Origin of the sequence: Nocardioides sp. Leaf307 (assembly GCF_001423135.1) — a bacterium.
GTDB lineage: Bacteria > Actinomycetota > Actinomycetes > Propionibacteriales > Nocardioidaceae > Nocardioides > Nocardioides kribbensis.
In genome coordinates, this window is sequence record NZ_LMNY01000002.1 from 425,157 (window position 1) to 441,688 (window position 16,532).

Sequence of the window (16,532 nt, forward strand, 5' to 3'; positions counted from 1 at the left end):
CGCGCACGCCGGGCACGGGTCCGAGCCGCCATCGATCACGCGTGAGGACAGCGCCGAGCGAGGGTTCAGAAGCCGCCGTTCTGCTCGCGGCGCCGGCGCCAGCGCTCCTCGGCGCGCTCCATGAACGTGCCGGACTTGCGGGGGCGACGCGACGGCCGCCCGCCGCGGCTCTTGCCGGCGCGCGCGGAGCGACCTGCGCGGCCGCCGTCGATGACGGTGAAGCCCGACGACGGGTGCGCCGCGGCGCCCTGGGTCTCGGCGGCCGCGGCGGCCTGCTGGCCCTTGAGGGCGTTGAGACCGATGGTCGCCGAGGCGAGCATGATCACGAACCCGACGATGCCGACGGCGTAGACCTTGCTGATCACGCCGCCCATGAGGACGCAGATGCCGACGACGAAGACGACGCCGGCCAGGATCGCGCGGCGCCGTGCAGCCCGGCGCAGCGAGGTGCCGCGCAGGGTGGAGGCGAACTTGGGATCCTCTTCAGAGAGGGCGCGCTCCATCTGCTCGAGCAGTCGCAGCTCCTCTTCGGAGAGTGGCACAGGGTCCTCCAGGGTCACGCGGATCGGCGGGCTCACCGTCGCGCCAATTCTAGGCAGGCGATCGACGTCACGGTAGGCGCGTCGGGAAATTACTCGCGCGGCGGGGGTCGAGGGACGTGCTCGGCGGCGGCACGACGACCTCTGTCGCGCGCCGCCGGTCCTCAGAGCAGGCTGGCCGGACGCACCGCGGCGCCCCCGAAGCGACGGGTGGCGCGGTCGACCGCGCGGTCGGCCTCCGACCAGCCACGCTCCCTCTCGCCGAGCACGTGCTGGTGGTGCACCGCACCGCGGGGGCCGAGGCCCTCCACCCGCACCCCCACCAGGCGTACGGCGCGCCGCTGCGGACCCAGCGCGTCGAAGAGCGCCACGGCCGTCTCGTAGACCTCGCGCGTCACGTCGGTGGGCTCCGCGAGCGTCCGGGAGCGGCTCACGGTGGTGAAGTCGGTCGAGCGCACCGTGATCGCCACCGTGCGTCCGACCAGGTCGCGCCCCCTCATCCGGCCCGTCACCGAGGTGGTGAGCCGCAGCAGCTCGCGCAGCACGCCGTCGCGGTCGACGACGTCGCGCCCGAAGGTGTGCTGGGCGCCCATCGAGGAGTCGGGCTCGCCGCCGCCGAAGCCGGGGGCACGCCCCACGACGAGCTCGCCGCGGTCGGTGCCCCACGCCAGCGCGAGCAGGTGGTCGGCCTGGCGGGCGCCCACCAGCTCGTGGAGAGCGGCGCGGGGGGTGCGGGCGACGTCGCCGACGGTGCGCAGACCCAGTCGCTGGAGGCGGGCGCGGGTCTTGTCCCCCACGCCGTAGAGCAGGCCGACGTCGAGGGGGTGGAGCATGCGGGGGACGTCCTCGGGAGCGACGACGACCACGCCGTCCGGTTTGGCCAGCCGGCTGGCCAGCTTGGCCACCGACACCGTCGCGGCCACCCCCACCGAGCAGGTGATGCCCTGCTCGTCGTGGACGGTGGCGCGGACCAGCTCGGCGACGACCTCGGGCGGCCCGAGCCGCCGCCCGGCGCCGCCGACGTCGAGGAAGGCCTCGTCGGCCGACAGCACCTCCACCAGCGGAGTGACCCGGCGGAAGCACTCGTGGACCGCGCGGGAGACGCTGCCGATGAGCTCGAAGTCGGGGGCCAGCACGACCAGCTGGGGGCAGAGCCGTCGCGCCCGCGACATCGGCATCGCCGAGCGCACGCCGTGCGCCCGGGCGGGGTAGCTGGCGGCGAGCACCACGCCGCGGTGGGCGCCGCCGACGGCGACGGGCACGTCACGCAGGTCGGGCCGCTCCCGCAGGGCCACCGAGGCGTAGAACGCGTCCATGTCGACGTGCAGGATCGGCGTCACCGGTCGGGGCGTGCCCTCCGGTCGCCGATCGGCGCGTGGCGCGACGCTCCGGCCCGCGTCCGGGAACGCGGCGTCGTCGGGGCCCGCCACCCCCCGGTCGGTCACCACCGGTCCCCCCGCGGCCCAGGGGCGCGAGGGCGTCGGTCGGCGGGAGCCGGCCGGTCGCTAGCGGGCGAGCACGTGCAGCTGCGTCGCGAGGGGGAGGTACTCCGAGCGGCGTGCGACGGCCCGCTCGAGCTCGACCAGCGCGGCACTGGCGCCGGGCTCGAGGTCGAGCAGCGACCCGGGCACGAGGTCGGCGAAGACGCGCACGCCGTCCACCGAGAGCACCTCGAGCCCCGCGCCGCCCAGCAGCCCCTCGAGCTCGTCACGGGTGAAGCGTCGCCCCGAGCGGGCGCGTCCGCCGGCGACCGGTGCGCCGCTCGGCGCGTCGAGCATCGCCAGCGCCTGCCCGAAGTGTCCGGCCATGGCCCGGGCGACGACGGCGGCGTGGTGCTGGGCGACGAGCAGGCTGAGGGTGGCCTCGGGGCGCATCGCCGCTCGCAGGCTGGCCAGCGCGGCCGCCGGGTCGTCGACCACCTCGAGCACCCCGTGGCACAGCACGACGTCGGCGCTGGCGGGGCCCACCACCTCGGCCAGGGTCGACAGGTCGCCCTGCTGGCCCGACACCTCGACGCCCCGCTCCCGCGCGCGCCGCGCCAGCGAGGCGAGGGCATCGGGGCTGGGGTCGACGACGGACACCCGGTGGCCGAGCTCGGCGACCCGCACGGCCAGGCCGCCCGTGCCGCCGCCGATGTCGAGCACGTCGAGCGGTCGGCCCGCCCCTCCCGCGCCGAGCGCTTCCTGCAGGGCCGCCCAGACGACGGCCGTGCGCGCCGCCGCCCGCCGCTCGCTGGGCCGCTCCTGGGACCGCTCGTCGGGCCGGGCGGGAGGGCGCTCGCTTGCTGCCATGGCGCCCACCCTAGGGGACCGACGAGCGGTCGGGCCCGCGCCCGCGTCGCCGGGCCGCCCCCGGCGAGGGACGCGGCGACGGGGGCGGCGGTGGGGACGCGCTGGGGTCGATCACCTGGCACGGGGGCGGACTCCCTGGGGCTCGACCCGGTGGCAGGTGCTGCGGCCGCCGGGGACGTCGTGTGTCGAACGTCTGTTCGACACCCTGCACCCTACGACGCGTCGCAGGTCACCGCCACCCGTCGCGCACCGCCACCCGCCAGGCACCGTGGCCGCTCGTCACCGCCACCGACCGCGGCCGCCGGCGCGGGTCACCAGATGGCGTCGGCCCACTCCGGGTGGTCGATGAAGGGGTTGCGGTTGAACTGGAAGCGCTCGTAGATGACGTCGTTGCGGCGCATCTCGAAGGCCGACGGCGGGTCCTCGGCGTTCCACCGCAGGAGCGTCGACAGCTTGCCGTGCAGCGGGGCGGTGCCGTTGGCGACCCGGTCGTTGACCTCGAGGTCGGGGAAGCCGTCGCCGCCCTCGTAGCGCACGGACATGAAGAAGATCATCCGCGCCACGTCGCCCTTGTCGGCGTCGCGCGGCTCCCAGGAGTCGCCGTCGGCGTAGTTGCCCGGAGCCTCGGCGTTCTGCGAGCCGCCCTCGTCGAAGTCGAGGTTGCCGCGAGCGGAGTTGACCGTCACGTCGGCGGGGCGCAGGTGGTGCAGGTCGGTGCCGGGGCCCGTGGCCGTGCCGAAGTCGCCGTGGCTCTTGGCCCAGACGTGCTCGCGGTTCCACTGCTCGACGCCGCCACCGTTGTCGGTCTCGGGGCGGCTCTCGCCGGTGTAGAGCTCGATCACGCGGCTCGCGTCGGCGGGATCCTGGTCGGTCTCGCGCAGGGCGGCCCAGACCTCGTCGTAGGTGAGCCGCGCGACACCGCGCGAGACGATCGTGTGCAGCGACGTCTCCAGCGCCGAGCCCGTCTTGCCGACGGCACCGGCGTAGTAGGTGCTGTCGTAGTCGTCGGTGCCCCCGCTCGGGGGCGGGGTGGCGCCCCCGCCGCCGTCGGCGAGGGCGAAGGCGGTGGCGTTGCGCACGCCGGGTGCCGAGAAGTAGGCGCCGAGCGTGCCGGTCACGTCGATGCGGCGCCCCATCAGCGCGGGGTTGGACCGCAGCCCCCAGGACGCACGGAAGGCGCTCGGCACCTGCACGTAGACCATCCGCGACGTGGCGGTCTCCCCCGGCGCGTCGGCCAGGGCGAGGGCGTAGTCGTCGGGGAACCCCGAGGTCACCACGGTGCTGGTGGCGGTGGGCTGACCCACGACGTAGCCACGCACCGTGGCCGTGGAGCCGTCCTGCACGGTGCGCGCGGTGGCGACGCTCACCGGCGCCGCCGCGGTGGCCGCCCCCGGCAGGACCGACCCGACCATCGAGCCCACCATCGAGCCGGTCGTCGAGCCGGTCGTCGATCCCTCGGGCGCGCCGAGGAGGGCGGCGGGCGCGAGGGCGGGGGCCACCGTGAGGGTGGCCGGGACGAGGAGGAGGGACACCAGCTGCGCCGTGCGGCGCGGCCCGAGAAGCCGCATGCGCGGGACTCCGATCACTGGGACACCCGTGCGGGCGTCGGGGCGGGCGGGGCCACAGCGGCCCCCGGTCGAGCCTGGGCGATCCTCACCGCCCGGCGCGACCGGGGAACCCCTCGTCATGGACTCAACCCCGACCATCCAGCCACCCGGACCGACGAGGCCCCGCCCCGAGCCGTGTCACCGCCCTCGCCGCGCGGCCGGGCGGCCGGTCGAAGGGGGGCGGAGGGCTCAGCCGGCGCGGCTGATGCGCTCGGCCGAGGGCGCGTGCGGGACCAGGCCCAGGGCCTGCTCCACCACACCCAGGAACCGGTCGGCGTCGCGGACGAGGTCGTCGGCCTCGCGCTCGCTGACCGCGCGCCGCGACCCCGCCTCCGCGGCGGCGCGCTTCGAGGCCCCCGCTGCGAAGAAGGTCGCCCACTCCGCCAGCTCCGGCGCCACCTCGGCCAGCAGCACCCAGGCGTTCTTCTGCGGTCGACGCCGCGCCGGCGCCGGCTGGGCCCGCGCCGAGAGCAACGCGGCCGCCGAGCGGAGCGCGGCGACGTGGGCCAGCGCGTAGCGCGCCGGCACCTCGGTGGCCACGACGGCCTCCTGGAGCGACTCCGCGGCCCGCAGGAGGTAGGAGTGGGTGGTCGCCGGGAGGGCGTAGGGGTTGGGCGGGGCCACCGACGCCCGCGGCGCGCTCACGCCTCCACCTCGGCCCCGTGCGGGGCGTGCTGCTGGATGTCGTCTGTCATGGTCCACCTCACCTGGTCGTCGACCCCACGTGCGACCCCCTGACCTGCTCCCGACGAGGCCCTGCTCCGGCGGAGCCACCCGGGATCGAACGCCGACGGGGACGGGGGTCGAGGTCGCCCCCGTCGGCAGCGTTCGAACATGTATTCGAACACGGGTGAACCATACCGCCCGCCACGGACAGTGCGTCAAGGGTCGCCCGAGCGCCCCCGGGGCCGCCTGGTCGCGGAGGGGCTGCGGCCCGCCCTGGCGGGAGTCACCGGTCGGCTGGTGACACCCGCACCTGTCGGCCCGCGCGCAGGCCGACAGGTGCGGGTCCGGGCCGACAGCTGGGGCCCAAGGGGCCGACGAGGCCTGCGGGACTGGGCCGGGCCAGGCTGGGCCGGGCTGGGCGGAGCAGGCCCGACCGCGGCGGGCCTGGCGGGGCCGGGCGGGGTGGGACCGGGAGCCAGGCCGGGCCGGGCCGGGCTGGGCGGAGCGGGCCCGACCGCGGCGGGCCTGGCGGGGCCGGGCGGGGCGGGCCGGGCGGGTGGGACCGGGAGCCAGACGAGCGGGCGGGGTGGGCCGGGCGGCTCAGAGGGCCGCGGGGGCCTCTTCGACGCCGCGCATGTAGGTGTTGGTGTCGCGGTGCCACAGGGCCACGAGCAGACCGATGTCGAGGGCGAGGGCGAGGTAGGAGATGGCCACGAAGACGGCGGGCGGGTCGATCCGGATGCCACCGATGGTGGCCACCGCGATCATCACGACCAGCACGGTCAGGCTGACCCGCGCCCAGTTGTGGGAGTCGCGCAGGAAGACGACGAGCACGGCGATGAGCATGGCGAGCACCACGAAGAGCACGGCGGCCACGGGGAAGAACTGCGGGATCACGATCGGCTCGTTGGACTTGAGGTAGTCCAGGCCCCGGGTCTCCAGGATCTCCCGCGCCGAGCGGTGCCCCTCGGCCCAGTTCAGGATCAGCGTGTCGCGCATGAGGGCGGTGAGCGCGACGGTGACGGCACCCACGGCCACCAGCAGCCCGAGCAGCGCCATCGCCACCGTCAACGACCTGGGCTGCTGCCGCATCATGCTGTGTTCCTCCGTCTCGAGCCGTCCTGTCCGGGCCATGGTCCCAGACGAGGTGGAGGACGTCCCGCACCACCACGCGGGGCGGGCGCCGCGGGGGCGACGCGCACCACACCGCTCCCTGCGCGCGGCGCGCCGCCGGCACGACCCGCCCCGACCGGGCGACCGCACCACGGCTGTCGGCGTCACCGCCTAGGGTCGCACCATGAGCGAGGAGCACCCCGGCATCGCCCGCTTCCGGGCGGCCCACCGCGAGCGGGGCGGCACGGGCGAGGTCGTCGTGCTGCCCGACGCCGTCCACACCGCGGCCATGGCCGCCGAGGCGCTGGGCTGCGAGGTGGGCGCCATCGCCAACAGCCTGCTCTTCGACGCCGGCGGCTCCCCGGTGCTGGTGCTCACCTCGGGGGCGCACCGCGTCGACACCGCCCACGTCGCCGCCGTCGTGGGCGTCGCCGCCCTGCGCCGGGCCACCCCGGAGTTCGTGCGGGCCCACACCGGCCAGGTGATCGGCGGGGTCTCCCCGGTCGGGCACCCCGCGCCGGTGCCGACGTACGTCGACTCCTGGCTGCGCCGCCACCCGGTGGTGTGGGCGGCCGCCGGCCACCCCGCGGCGGTCTTCAGCACCACCCACGACGAGCTGCTGCGCCTCACCGGCGGCACCCCGGTCGAGGTCGAGCCGGCGCCGTGACCTCTCCCGACCCGTCCCCGGGGTCGCCGAGCACCGCCCCGACCGCCCCGGGCTCCACGACCTCCGACGCCGACGCCACCACCGTGCCCCGCGTCACCGAGCTCTGGGTCGCGCCGGAGCGGCACGCCCCGATGGAGCCCCGCCGGTGCGTCGAGGTCGAGGCGGGCGCAGGCGTGGTCGGCGACCGCTGGCACGGCACCCGTCACCGCCACGTCACCCTCCAGTCCGCCGACGCCCTGCTCGAGGCCGCCGAGGCCCTGGGCTCCCCGGTGCCGGCCTCGGCGACGCGACGCACCGTCACCGTGAGCCACGGCGTGGTGCCGACCGACCCGGGCGCGCGGGTCAGCGTGGGCGGGGTCGAGCTGGAGGTGGTGCGGGTGGCGGCCCCGTGCGCCCTGATGGAGCGCAGCATGGGCCCGGGCGGTGCCGCGGCGCTGCGTCGCCGGGGCGGGTCGGTGCTGCGGGCGCTGTCCTCGGGTCCCATCGCGGTCGGCGACCCGGTGGAGGGTCTGCTCACGGCACCGACGCCCTCCCGCGGCGCGGGTCCTGCGCGCCGGCCCGGCCCCTCGACGCCCTAGGCTCCGGGCATGTCGCGGGTGGTGGTGGTCGGTGGGGGCTTCGGCGGGATGGCCGCCGCCGTCCGGCTGGCCAAGCTGGGCCACGAGGTGCGGCTCCTCGAGCGCTCGACCGCCCTCGGCGGCGCCCTCGCGGCCCGCGAGCAGGACGGCTTCACCTGGGACGCCGGGCCCACCTCCACCCTCGTGCCGGCGGTGCTGCGCGACCTCTTCCGCAAGTCGGGCCGTCCGCTGGAGCGCGAGCTCGACCTGGCGCCGCTCGACCTCGTGCGCGAGCACCGCTTCGAGGACCGCACCGTGCTGCGGCTCCCCGCCACCCGCGCGCCCCAGGTCGCGGCCTTCGACGCGCTCTCCCCCGGGCTGGGTCGGCAGTGGGCCGACTGGACGGCGTCGTTCACCGATGACTGGGAGGTGCTGCGCCGCGGCTACCTCGAGGTGCCCTGGCAGCGTGGGGCCCTGCCCCGCGAGGTCGCCGCACGGCTCGACTCCCGCGAGACCCTCCACAAGCGCCTGCGCCGCACCTTCCGCGACGAGCGGCTGCGCCTGGTCGCGGGCCACCCCTTCACGGCCGACGGGCACGACCTGCGCAACGTGCCGGCCTGGGCCGGGCTGGTGTCCTACCTCGAGCAGCGCTTCGGCGCCTGGACCGTGCCCGGCGGCCTGCACCAGGTCACGACGGCGCTGACCGCGCGGCTGGCCACCCGTCGGGTCGAGGTCGACCTGGGCTGCGAGGTGCGCGACGTGGTGGTGCGCGGGGGCCGCGCCGTCGCGGTCCGCACCGACCAGGGCGAGGTCGACGCCGACGTCGTCGTGCTCGCCGTCGACCCACGGCGCATGCCCGCCCTCGCCCGGTTGGTCGAGCGCACCATGCCGGCCATCCCCCCGACCGTGTGCCACGTCGGCCTGCGGGCCGCGGCGGACCTGCCCGACCTCCCGCACGAGGTCGTGCTCCACGGCGACCCCGTCATCGTGGTCAGGCCGGGAGGCACGGCCCCGGACGGTGGCGCCGCCTGGACGATCCACGGTCGCGGCCGGCTCGCCGAGGACGTGCTCGTCGCGCTGGCGCGGGCCGGCATCGACGTCCGGCCCCACGTCGTCACGCGGATCGACCTCACACCCCGCGAGCTGGTGCAGGAGTGGGGCGGCTCGCCGCTCGGCGTGCTCTGGCAGGGCCGCTCGACCGTACGCCGCCGCCTGGGCCCCGACACCCCCGTCGCCGGGCTCGTCACCGCGGGCGCCCACGCCACACCGGGCGCGGGGCTGCCCTTCGTGGGACTCTCGGCGGCGCTGGTGGCCCAGGTGGTCGGGCCCGCCGACGGGGTCAGGGTCAGACGCTGACGTCGAGCTTCTCGAAGATCTCCAGCGTGGCCCGCGAGCGGTTCAACGTGTAGAAGTGCAGCCCCGGCGCGCCGCCCTCGAGCAGCTCCTCGCACAGCTCGGCCGCGGCGGCGATGCCCTCGGCGCGCATCGAGACCGCGTCACCGTCGTGGGCGGCGATGCGGGCCACGACCTCTTCGGGCACCTCGGTGCCGATGAGCTCGCCCTGGCGACGGATGGCCTTGAGGTTCAGGATCGGCATGATGCCGGGCAGGATCGGCAGGTCGACGCCGCGGTCGCGGACCCGCTCCACCAGCGCGAAGTAGTCGGCGGCACGGAAGAACATCTGCGTGACCGCGAACTCCGCGCCCGCCCGGGCCTTCGCGACGAGCACGTCGGCGTCGTGGTCGAGCGACTCCGCCGAGGGGTGGCCCTCGGGGAAGGCCGCCACGCCGACGCGGAAGTCGCCGCGCGCGCGGGCCAGCTCCACCAGCTCCGTGGCGTAGGTCAGGCCGCCCTCGGTCGGGGTCCACGGCGCCCGGGGCCCGTCGCTGGGGTCGCCGCGCAGGGCCATGACGTGGTGCACGCCGGCCGCGGCGTACTCGTCGAGGATCGACTCGAGCTCGCCGCGGGTGTGCCCGACGCAGGTGAGGTGGGCCATGGGCAGCAGGGAGGTCTCGCGCGCGATGCGGCCGGTGATGCGCACCGTGGAGTCACGGGTGCCCCCGCCGGCGCCGTATGTCACCGAGACGAAGGTGGGACGGTAGGCCTCGAGGGTCGCCACCGCCTGCCACAGCTGCTCCTCGCCGGCGGCGTCCTTGGGCGGGAAGAACTCGAAGGAGAACGACCGCTCGCCCCGCTGGATGAGGTCTGCGAGGGAGCGTCCACGGCCGTCGGTCATGCCGCCCAGTCTAGGTTCGCCCCGTCTGCGGACCCGGCGCTGTCCACCTCCACGGGACCAGGACAGGCGGCGGACGGGCGGCGGACGGCCGCCCGACGGGCCGGTGGAGGGCCCCGTCGGACCCCCTGCGGCCCCCGCGCCGGGCCGGCGCGCGCGACCTGGACCCACCGCCTAGGGTCGTGGCGTGAGCGCGCGCGAGGCCAGCCCGACCGACGACCGACCCGACCAGCGACCCGACCAGGGACCCGACCGGCTCCCCGACCAGGCCGACGACGGGTCGACGGACGGTGCCGAGGCAGCGCTGGAGAGCGCACCGTGGGACGGCAGCGGCTTCCGGGCCCGTGTGCAGGCTGCGCTCGACGCCCACGTCGAGGAGCAGGTGACCCGCCTCGCACCCGTCGGACCCGACGCCACCCGGCTGCTCGACGAGGCCCGCGCCCTCGTCGCCGGCGGCAAGCGGCTGCGCGCGGCCTTCTGCTGGTGGGGCTTCCGCGCCCTCGAGCCCGACCCCTCGCCCGAGACCGAGCGGGCCGTGCTGCGGGCCTGCGCCGCGCTGGAGCTCCTGCACGCCAGCGCCCTGGTCCACGACGACCTCATGGACGCCTCCGACACCCGTCGCGGGCGCCCGGCCACGCACCGCGCCTTCGAGGCCGAGCACCGCCGCGCCGGCTGGACCGGCGACCCCGAGCAGTACGGCGCCGCCGCCGCGATCCTGCTCGGCGACCTGCTGCTCACCTGGGCCGACGAGCTGCTGCGCCGCTGCGGCCTGCCGCTGGAGCGCGTCGTGCCGGCCCTCGAGGTCTTCGACCTGTGCCGCTCCGAGGTCATCGCGGGGCAGTTCCTCGACGTCTCGGTGCAGGCCCGCGGGCGCGCCGACGTCGACGCGGCCATGACCGTGCTGCGCTACAAGTCGGCCAAGTACTCCATCGAGCGGCCGCTGCACGTCGGGGCCGCGCTGGCCGGCGCCGGCCCCGAGGAGCTGGCGGCGCTCACGGCGTACGGGCTGCCGCTGGGCGAGGCCTTCCAGCTGCGCGACGACCTGCTCGGGGTCTTCGGCGACCCCGCCACCACCGGCAAGCCCGCCGGCGACGACCTCGTCGAGGGCAAGCGCACCGTGCTCGTGGCCCTGGCCCTCGACGCCGCCGCGCCCGAGGAGGCCGCGCTGCTCGACCGCTCGCTGGGCCGTCCGCTCGACGCGGCGGCCGTCGAGCGGCTGCGCGAGGTCATCACCGACTCCGGCGCGCACGACCAGGTCGAGGAGGTCATCGGCCACCTGACCGAGCGTGCGACCGGCGCGTTGGCCGCCTCCGGGCTCGACCCGCGCGCCCAGGAGGTGCTCCGCGACCTCGCGGTGGCCGCGACCCAGCGGCGCACCTGAGGCCGACCGCACCTGCTGCGCGGCCCGGCGGCGCGTCCTACTGACCGTTGCGCCCACTGCCTGACCGTCGTGACGGTCGGGTAGTCGTCCCAACGGTCAGTAGGACGCGGCCGCCGGCGGGACCGGCGGCGGCTCAGGTGCGGATCCGGGCCAGCGACTCGAAGCCGTCGGGGGTCCAGTACTCCTCGCCGCCCTCGCCGACGACGATGCGGCGCGGGCTGGCCCCGTCGGCCGTCCCGTCGGCGGCGTCGGCCGTGACCTCAGGCGAGTCGGCGGGCAGCGGCACGGCGTACTCGGAGTAGTACCCCTCGACCTCGAGCGGCAGCAGGCCCTCGAGGTTGCGGTAGGTGCGACCGTCGCCGGGCGTGGGGTAGGGCCCACCGGCGTCGATGAGCCGCAGGGTGTCGATGGCCTCGTCGGGGAGCCGGTCGAGGTCGACGTAGGGCAGGCCGCTGGCGGGGTCGGTGGTCTCGGGACCCGCGCCGGTGGAGGTGCCGGGGTCGCGACCGGCCAGCAGCCAGATGCCGACGGCGAGCGCCACGACGGCCACCATCGCCGCCAGGCCCGTGGGGTGGGGCCGGCGGTGCTCCTCGACCTTCGGGATGCGGTAGACCACGGCGGCGGTCGACCGGCCCTAGAAGGCCATCGCCTGCGCGCGCCGCTTGACCTCGGAGCCGCGGTTCTCACGCAGCGCGTCGATCGGGCGGCCGGGCAGGTCGGCGTCGAGGAAGAGCCAGGCGATGATCTCGCGGTCGTCGTAGCCACCGTCGTGGAGCACGGTGAGCAGGCCGGGCACGCCCTTGACGGGGAAGCCGTCCTGCACGAGGTCGGCCGGCACCTGCTGGCCCGCGCCGGGGTAGGGCACCGCGGCGGCCAGCTCGTGGTCGCGGATCATCGTGCGCACCTTGGCCACCGTGACGCCCAGCTCGCGGGCGGCGGTCGCCCAGTCCCACCACGTGGGCACCAGCACCGACAGGTCGTGGTCGGCCAGCCTCAGCTCGCCCGGGGTCGGGCCCGCACTCTCGCTCATGGCCACCATGGTTCCACCTGGGTCCTGGGGAGGCGAAACGCCGTGCGCCGCCGCGCCACGACCGGGCCGGAACCGGCGGTCGCGCCACGCCGCACCGGGCGCGCACCCGGGCCCCCGGCGGGGCAGACCGTACGATGAGGAGCCCGGATCCTTCCCCGTCCGGACCGCAGGAGGGTCGCCTGTGCCGACACGACGGCAGCCGCAGCACGACGCCGCGCCCGTGCCCACGGGCTCGACGGCGTCGTCAGCGTCGACGGGCGACCCCATGGGCGGCCGTGTCCTCGACGGTCGCTACCGCATCGGCGCCCGGATCGCGCGGGGCGGCATGGCCAGCGTCTACGAGGCGCTCGACCTGCGCCTGGACCGCACGGTGGCGATCAAGATCATGCACGCCGGGCTGGGCGACGACGAGGAGTTCGCCGCCCGCTTCGTGCGCGAGGCGCGGGCCGCGGCCCGGCTCTCGCACCCCCACGTGGTGGCCGTGCACGACCAGGGCGACGACGACGGCGTGGTCTTCCTGGCCATGGAGCTGGTGGCCGGCCACACCCTGCGCGACACCGTCGCCAAGGAGAGCCCGATGCCGCCGGGGCGCGCGCTGGCGCTGCTGGAGCCGGTGGTCTCGGCCCTCGCCGCGGCCCACCGCGCCGGGATCATCCACCGCGACGTCAAGCCGGAGAACGTCCTCATCGCCGAGGACCCCCACACCGGCGCCGAGGTCGTCAAGGTCGCCGACTTCGGCCTGGCCCGCGCGGTCAGCGCCGACACCCAGCACACCGCCACCGGCGGGGTGCTCATCGGCACGGTGTCCTACCTCGCCCCCGAGCTGGTGGTCGACGGCCGCTCCGACACGCGCGCCGACGTCTACGCCGTGGGCGTGGTGCTCCACGAGCTGCTCACCGGTCGCAAGCCCCACGAGGGCGAGACCCCGATCCAGGTGGCCTACAAGCACGTCCACGCCGACGTGCCCGCCCCCTCGCGCCAGGTGCCGGGCATCCCGCCGTACGTCGACGCGCTGGTCGCCCGCGCCACGGCGCGCGACCGCAGCCAGCGACCGGCCGACGCGGGCGTCCTGCTGCACCAGCTGCACCGCGTGCAGCACGCGCTGGCCGCCGGTGTCGCCGACGACGCCGACCTGACCGAGGACCTCTCCCCCGTGCGGCCCGCCCCCGGCGTCGCGTCGGCCGCCGTCGCCGCACCCGGCGACACGGCTCCCGAGGTGTGGGACCCCGAGGAGATCGAGGCCCTGCTCGGTCCCGACCGCTCGCGCCCCGTGCCCGAGCCCACCTCCTGGCTGCCCCGGCAGGGCGAGGGCGACGACGCGCAGGCCCCGCGACCGGCCGGTCCGGTGCGTCTCACCGGCCCGACCGCCCTGGCCCTGGCCGCCCACGACCCGGGCGCCGGTCCCACCGCCTCCCCCGACACGGTGGCCGTGCCGGTGCTCGACCGCGACGCACCGGCGGGCGGCACGGGCGGCCCGGGCGGCACCGTCGGCACCCCCGGGCACCCCGGCGCACGCAGCGCGCCCCCGGGCGCCCGCCCGCGCCGCTCGCGCCGTGGCCTGCTGCTCCTGGTGGTGGCGCTCGTGCTCGCCGTGGGCGTCGGCGGCGGCGCCTACTGGTTCGGCTGGGCCCGCTACTCCACCGTGCCGGCCGTGCTCGACCAGACCGGCGCCAGCGCGGTCACCGAGCTCGAGGCGGCCGGCTTCGAGGTCGTCGTGGGTGACCCGGTCTACAGCGACGACGTGGCCGAGGGCCGCGTGGTCTCCACCGACCCCGATCCCGGCTCGCGGCTGGTCAGCGGCCGCGAGGTCACCCTCGTCACCTCCCTCGGCGTCGAGGAGTACGAGGTGCCGCGCCTGGCCGGTCGCACCCGCGCCGAGGCCGAGGACGCGCTGCGCGACCTCACGCTCGTGCCCGGCCGCGTGCGCGAGCGCTTCTCCGAGCGCGTGCCCGAGGGCGTCGTGATCCGCAGCACCCCCGGCACCGGCGCCGTGCGCCGCCCCGGCGCCACCGTCGACCTCGTGGTCAGCAAGGGCCGACGCCCCCTCCAGGTGGGCGACTGGGTCGGGCGGTCGGCCGACCAGGCCGAGCAGACCCTCACCGAGCGCGGCCTGGTCGTCGTGCGCGACCAGGAGGTCTTCGACGACGAGGTCGCCGCGGGCGACGTGGTCAGCCAGAGCCCCGACGGCGGCACGCTCTTCGCCGGCGAGACCGTCACCTTCGTGGTCTCGAAGGGCCCCGAGCTCGTCGAGATGCCGCGTCTGACCGCCAGCGGCGTCGACGCGGCCCGCGAGCGGCTGGAGGACCTCGGCTTCGAGGTGAGGGTCGAGAACTCCTCCACCTACATCGGGCTGGGCTACGTGCTGTCCACCGACCCCGACCCCGGCGACATGGTGCCCAAGGGCAGCACGGTCACCCTCTTCCTGGTCTGACGGCCTGGTCCGACGTCCTGGTCCGACGTCCTGGTCCGACGTCCTGGCCTGACGCCCTGGTCCGACACCTTGGCCTGACGTCCTGGCCTGATTTCGCCGGCGGACGGGCGCCGCCCTAGCCTCGCGCCATGCGCAACCCCGTCGGCACCCACGTCCTCGTCGGCAAGGGCCTCGCGGCCGGTGCGCTGGCCGACGCCGAGCGGCTCGGCTGCGAGACCCTCCAGGTGTTCGTGGGCAACCCCCGCGGCTGGCGGCTCTCGCCGGGCAGGCCCGCCGACGACGCAGCCTTCCGCACCGCCACCGCCGAGCGCGGCATCCGCACCTTCATCCACACCCCCTACCTGGTCAACCTCGGCTCCCCGACGGCCAGCACCTACGACAACAGCGTCGCCGTGGTCGCCCACAACCTGCGCCGCGCGGTCGAGATCGGCGCCGAGGGCGTCGTCGTGCACACCGGCTCCTACGTCGAGACCGGCACGCCCGCCGGGGTCGACGGCCCCGAGGCCGAGGCCGCCCGGTCCGCGCGGCACGCCGCCGCCCTGCGGCAGGTCCGCGAGGGTCTGCTGCCGTTGCTGGAGACCCTCGAGGACGACGCCGCGCCGTGGCTGCTGCTCGAGCCCACCGCCGGCCAGGGCCGCTCGCTGTGCGCAGGCGTGGAGGACCTCACCGCCTACCTCGACGCCCTCGACCACCACCCCAAGGCCGGCATCTGCCTCGACACCTGCCACGTCTTCGCCGCCGGCGCCCCGCTCGACGAGCCCGGCGGCGCCGCTGCCACCCTCGACCGGGTCGTCGAGATCGGCGGGCCGGGCCGGCTGCGGCTGGTGCACGCCAACGACTCCATGGACGTGCGGGGCGCCCTGAAGGACCGCCACCAGAAGATCGGCCAGGGCCACATCGGCGAGACCGCCTTCGCCGAGCTGCTGGCCCACCCCGCCACCGCGGGGGTCCCCTTCGTGCTCGAGACCCCGGGCTCGCGCGAGGAGGGCGACCCCGACCTCGCGCTGCTCAAGCGGCTGCGGGCCCGCGTCGGGTCCGAGCAGGCCCGGTGAGCGCCCCGGCCCCGGCGACGCCCGCCCACGACGCGAGCGGCGTCGACCGGCGTACGACCCTGCTCGCGACGGCCGCGCTGCTGGCCATGACGGCCTGCTGGGGCAGCACGTTCTTCCTCATCAAGGACCTGCTCGAGCGGGTGCCGACCCTCGACTTCCTCGCCGTGCGGTTCACGATCGCCGGGCTGGTGATGCTGCTGGTCGCACCGCGCGCCGTGGCGCGCCTCAGCGCGGAGTCGCGTCGCCACGCCGCCGTGCTCGGCCTGGTCTACGGCGCGGCCCAGATCCTCCAGACCGCCGGCCTGGCCCACACCCCGGCGAGCGTCTCGGGCTTCATCACCGGCATGTACGTCGTGCTCACCCCCGTGCTGGCCGCCCTGCTGCTGCGCACCCGCACCTCCCCGGTCACCTGGGCCGCGGTCGCCCTCGCCACCGCCGGCCTCGGCGTGCTGACCCTCGACGGGCTGTCCATCGGCTACGGCGAGTCCATCACCCTGGTGAGCGCGGTGCTCTACGCCCTGCACATCGTGGGCCTGGGCGCCTGGTCCGACGCCCGTCAGGCGCTCGGCATGTCGATCGTGCAGCTGCTCGTCATCGCGGCGGTGTGCCTGGTCGCCACCGCGCCCGACGGCGTCGTGCTGCCCGCGACCACCGGCGACTGGGTCTCGGTGGTCTACATGGCCCTCTTCGCCGGCGCCCTCGCCCTGCTCGGCCAGACCTGGGCGCAGGCCCACCTCGCGCCCACGCGCAGCGCGATCATCATGAGCATGGAGCCGGTCTTCGCCGCCTTCTTCGCGGTGCTCCTCGGCGGCGAGGGTCTGACGCTGCGCATGCTCGGCGGCGGCGCGATGGTGCTGGCGGCGATGCTCGTCGTGGAGCTGGTGCCACGGCGCACGGTCGAGGGCGAGGTCCAGCACCTCGTGGTGTGACCCGGTGGTGTCTCGGGGGCCGGGAACGCCCCCGAC

Annotated in this window: 16 protein-coding genes; 7 read left to right on the forward strand and 9 right to left on the reverse strand. The window is 76.3% G+C overall.

Translation table 11 applies throughout. The annotated features are described in order from the left end of the window. Positions 1 to 65: 65 nt before the first annotated feature. From ASF50_RS11240 to ASF50_RS11265, 6 genes are all read right to left on the reverse strand, one after another. Positions 66 to 578: a DUF3040 domain-containing protein gene (locus tag ASF50_RS11240; RefSeq protein WP_228942900.1), complete on the reverse strand. Its 513-nt coding sequence runs from the start codon at positions 576 to 578 to the stop codon at positions 66 to 68. A 125-nt stretch (positions 579 to 703) separates the two neighbouring features. Then, complete coding sequence (dinB, locus tag ASF50_RS11245) at positions 704 to 1,879, reverse strand: DNA polymerase IV (RefSeq protein ID WP_228942901.1); 1,176 nt, start codon at positions 1,877 to 1,879, stop codon at positions 704 to 706. A 165-nt stretch (positions 1,880 to 2,044) separates the two neighbouring features. Further along, positions 2,045 to 2,830 (reverse strand): methyltransferase, encoded by a 786-nt coding sequence (locus tag ASF50_RS11250; protein WP_082499929.1) that lies wholly within the window; start codon positions 2,828 to 2,830, stop codon positions 2,045 to 2,047. Between the two features lie 311 nt (positions 2,831 to 3,141). Beyond that, positions 3,142 to 4,398: an endonuclease gene (locus tag ASF50_RS11255; protein ID WP_082503127.1), complete on the reverse strand. Its 1,257-nt coding sequence runs from the start codon at positions 4,396 to 4,398 to the stop codon at positions 3,142 to 3,144. Positions 4,399 to 4,626: 228 nt separating this feature from the next. Then, complete coding sequence (locus ASF50_RS11260; RefSeq protein WP_056862494.1) at positions 4,627 to 5,082, reverse strand: SAV_6107 family HEPN domain-containing protein; 456 nt, start codon at positions 5,080 to 5,082, stop codon at positions 4,627 to 4,629. 621 nt (positions 5,083 to 5,703) lie between these two features. After that, the gene (locus ASF50_RS11265; RefSeq protein WP_156697700.1) at positions 5,704 to 6,198 is read right to left on the reverse strand and encodes a hypothetical protein; all 495 of its coding nucleotides are present in this window, start codon (positions 6,196 to 6,198) and stop codon (positions 5,704 to 5,706) included. 202 nt (positions 6,199 to 6,400) lie between these two features. Between ASF50_RS11265 and ASF50_RS11270 the strand changes: the two genes are divergently transcribed. Genes ASF50_RS11270 through ASF50_RS11280 form a run of 3 tightly spaced genes read left to right on the forward strand, consistent with a single transcriptional unit; the run spans position 6,401 to position 8,796 of the window. After that, a complete protein-coding gene (locus ASF50_RS11270; protein WP_056904529.1) occupies positions 6,401 to 6,883 on the forward strand; it encodes a YbaK/EbsC family protein in 483 nt (160 codons plus the stop codon). After that, positions 6,880 to 7,461, forward strand: a complete 582-nt coding sequence (locus ASF50_RS19475) for an MOSC domain-containing protein (RefSeq protein ID WP_200920122.1) — start codon at positions 6,880 to 6,882, stop codon at positions 7,459 to 7,461. The genes ASF50_RS11270 and ASF50_RS19475 overlap by 4 nt, the downstream gene beginning before the upstream one ends. Before the next feature lie 9 nt (positions 7,462 to 7,470). Next, positions 7,471 to 8,796 (forward strand): phytoene desaturase family protein, encoded by a 1,326-nt coding sequence (locus ASF50_RS11280; protein WP_056904530.1) that lies wholly within the window; start codon positions 7,471 to 7,473, stop codon positions 8,794 to 8,796. On the opposite strand, the gene metF is transcribed toward ASF50_RS11280, so the two are convergent. Further along, entirely contained in the window at positions 8,786 to 9,676 is an 891-nt protein-coding gene (gene metF, locus ASF50_RS11285) for a methylenetetrahydrofolate reductase [NAD(P)H] (RefSeq protein ID WP_056904531.1), read from the reverse strand. The two genes, ASF50_RS11280 and metF, sit on opposite strands and share 11 nt — an antisense overlap. 184 nt (positions 9,677 to 9,860) lie before the next feature. On the opposite strand from metF, the gene ASF50_RS11290 reads away from it, so the two are divergent. Then, a complete protein-coding gene (locus ASF50_RS11290) occupies positions 9,861 to 11,054 on the forward strand; it encodes a polyprenyl synthetase family protein (RefSeq protein WP_228943487.1) in 1,194 nt (397 codons plus the stop codon). 133 nt (positions 11,055 to 11,187) lie between these two features. Here ASF50_RS11290 and ASF50_RS11295 read toward each other — a convergent pair whose 3' ends face one another. Next, positions 11,188 to 11,670 carry a ribonuclease domain-containing protein gene (locus ASF50_RS11295; protein ID WP_056862489.1) on the reverse strand — a complete coding sequence of 161 codons (483 nt, stop codon included), beginning with the start codon at positions 11,668 to 11,670 and terminating at the stop codon, positions 11,188 to 11,190. 18 nt (positions 11,671 to 11,688) lie between these two features. Continuing rightward, positions 11,689 to 12,084, reverse strand: coding sequence for an Rv2175c family DNA-binding protein (locus tag ASF50_RS11300; protein ID WP_162242256.1), 396 nt, complete (start codon positions 12,082 to 12,084; stop codon positions 11,689 to 11,691). Positions 12,085 to 12,349: 265 nt separating this feature from the next. Here ASF50_RS11300 and ASF50_RS11305 point away from each other — a divergent pair, with 265 nt between their 5' ends. From ASF50_RS11305 to ASF50_RS11315, 3 genes are all read left to right on the forward strand, one after another. After that, on the forward strand, positions 12,350 to 14,515 hold the full coding sequence (locus ASF50_RS11305) for a PASTA domain-containing protein (RefSeq protein WP_082503128.1): 2,166 nt from the start codon (positions 12,350 to 12,352) through the stop codon (positions 14,513 to 14,515). A gap of 128 nt (positions 14,516 to 14,643) precedes the next feature. Beyond that, positions 14,644 to 15,567 (forward strand): deoxyribonuclease IV, encoded by a 924-nt coding sequence (locus ASF50_RS11310; protein ID WP_056904532.1) that lies wholly within the window; start codon positions 14,644 to 14,646, stop codon positions 15,565 to 15,567. Next, positions 15,564 to 16,496: a DMT family transporter gene (locus tag ASF50_RS11315; RefSeq protein ID WP_228942142.1), complete on the forward strand. Its 933-nt coding sequence runs from the start codon at positions 15,564 to 15,566 to the stop codon at positions 16,494 to 16,496. Before ASF50_RS11310 ends, ASF50_RS11315 begins: the two co-directional genes overlap by 4 nt. The last annotated feature ends 36 nt before the right edge of the window (positions 16,497 to 16,532 follow it).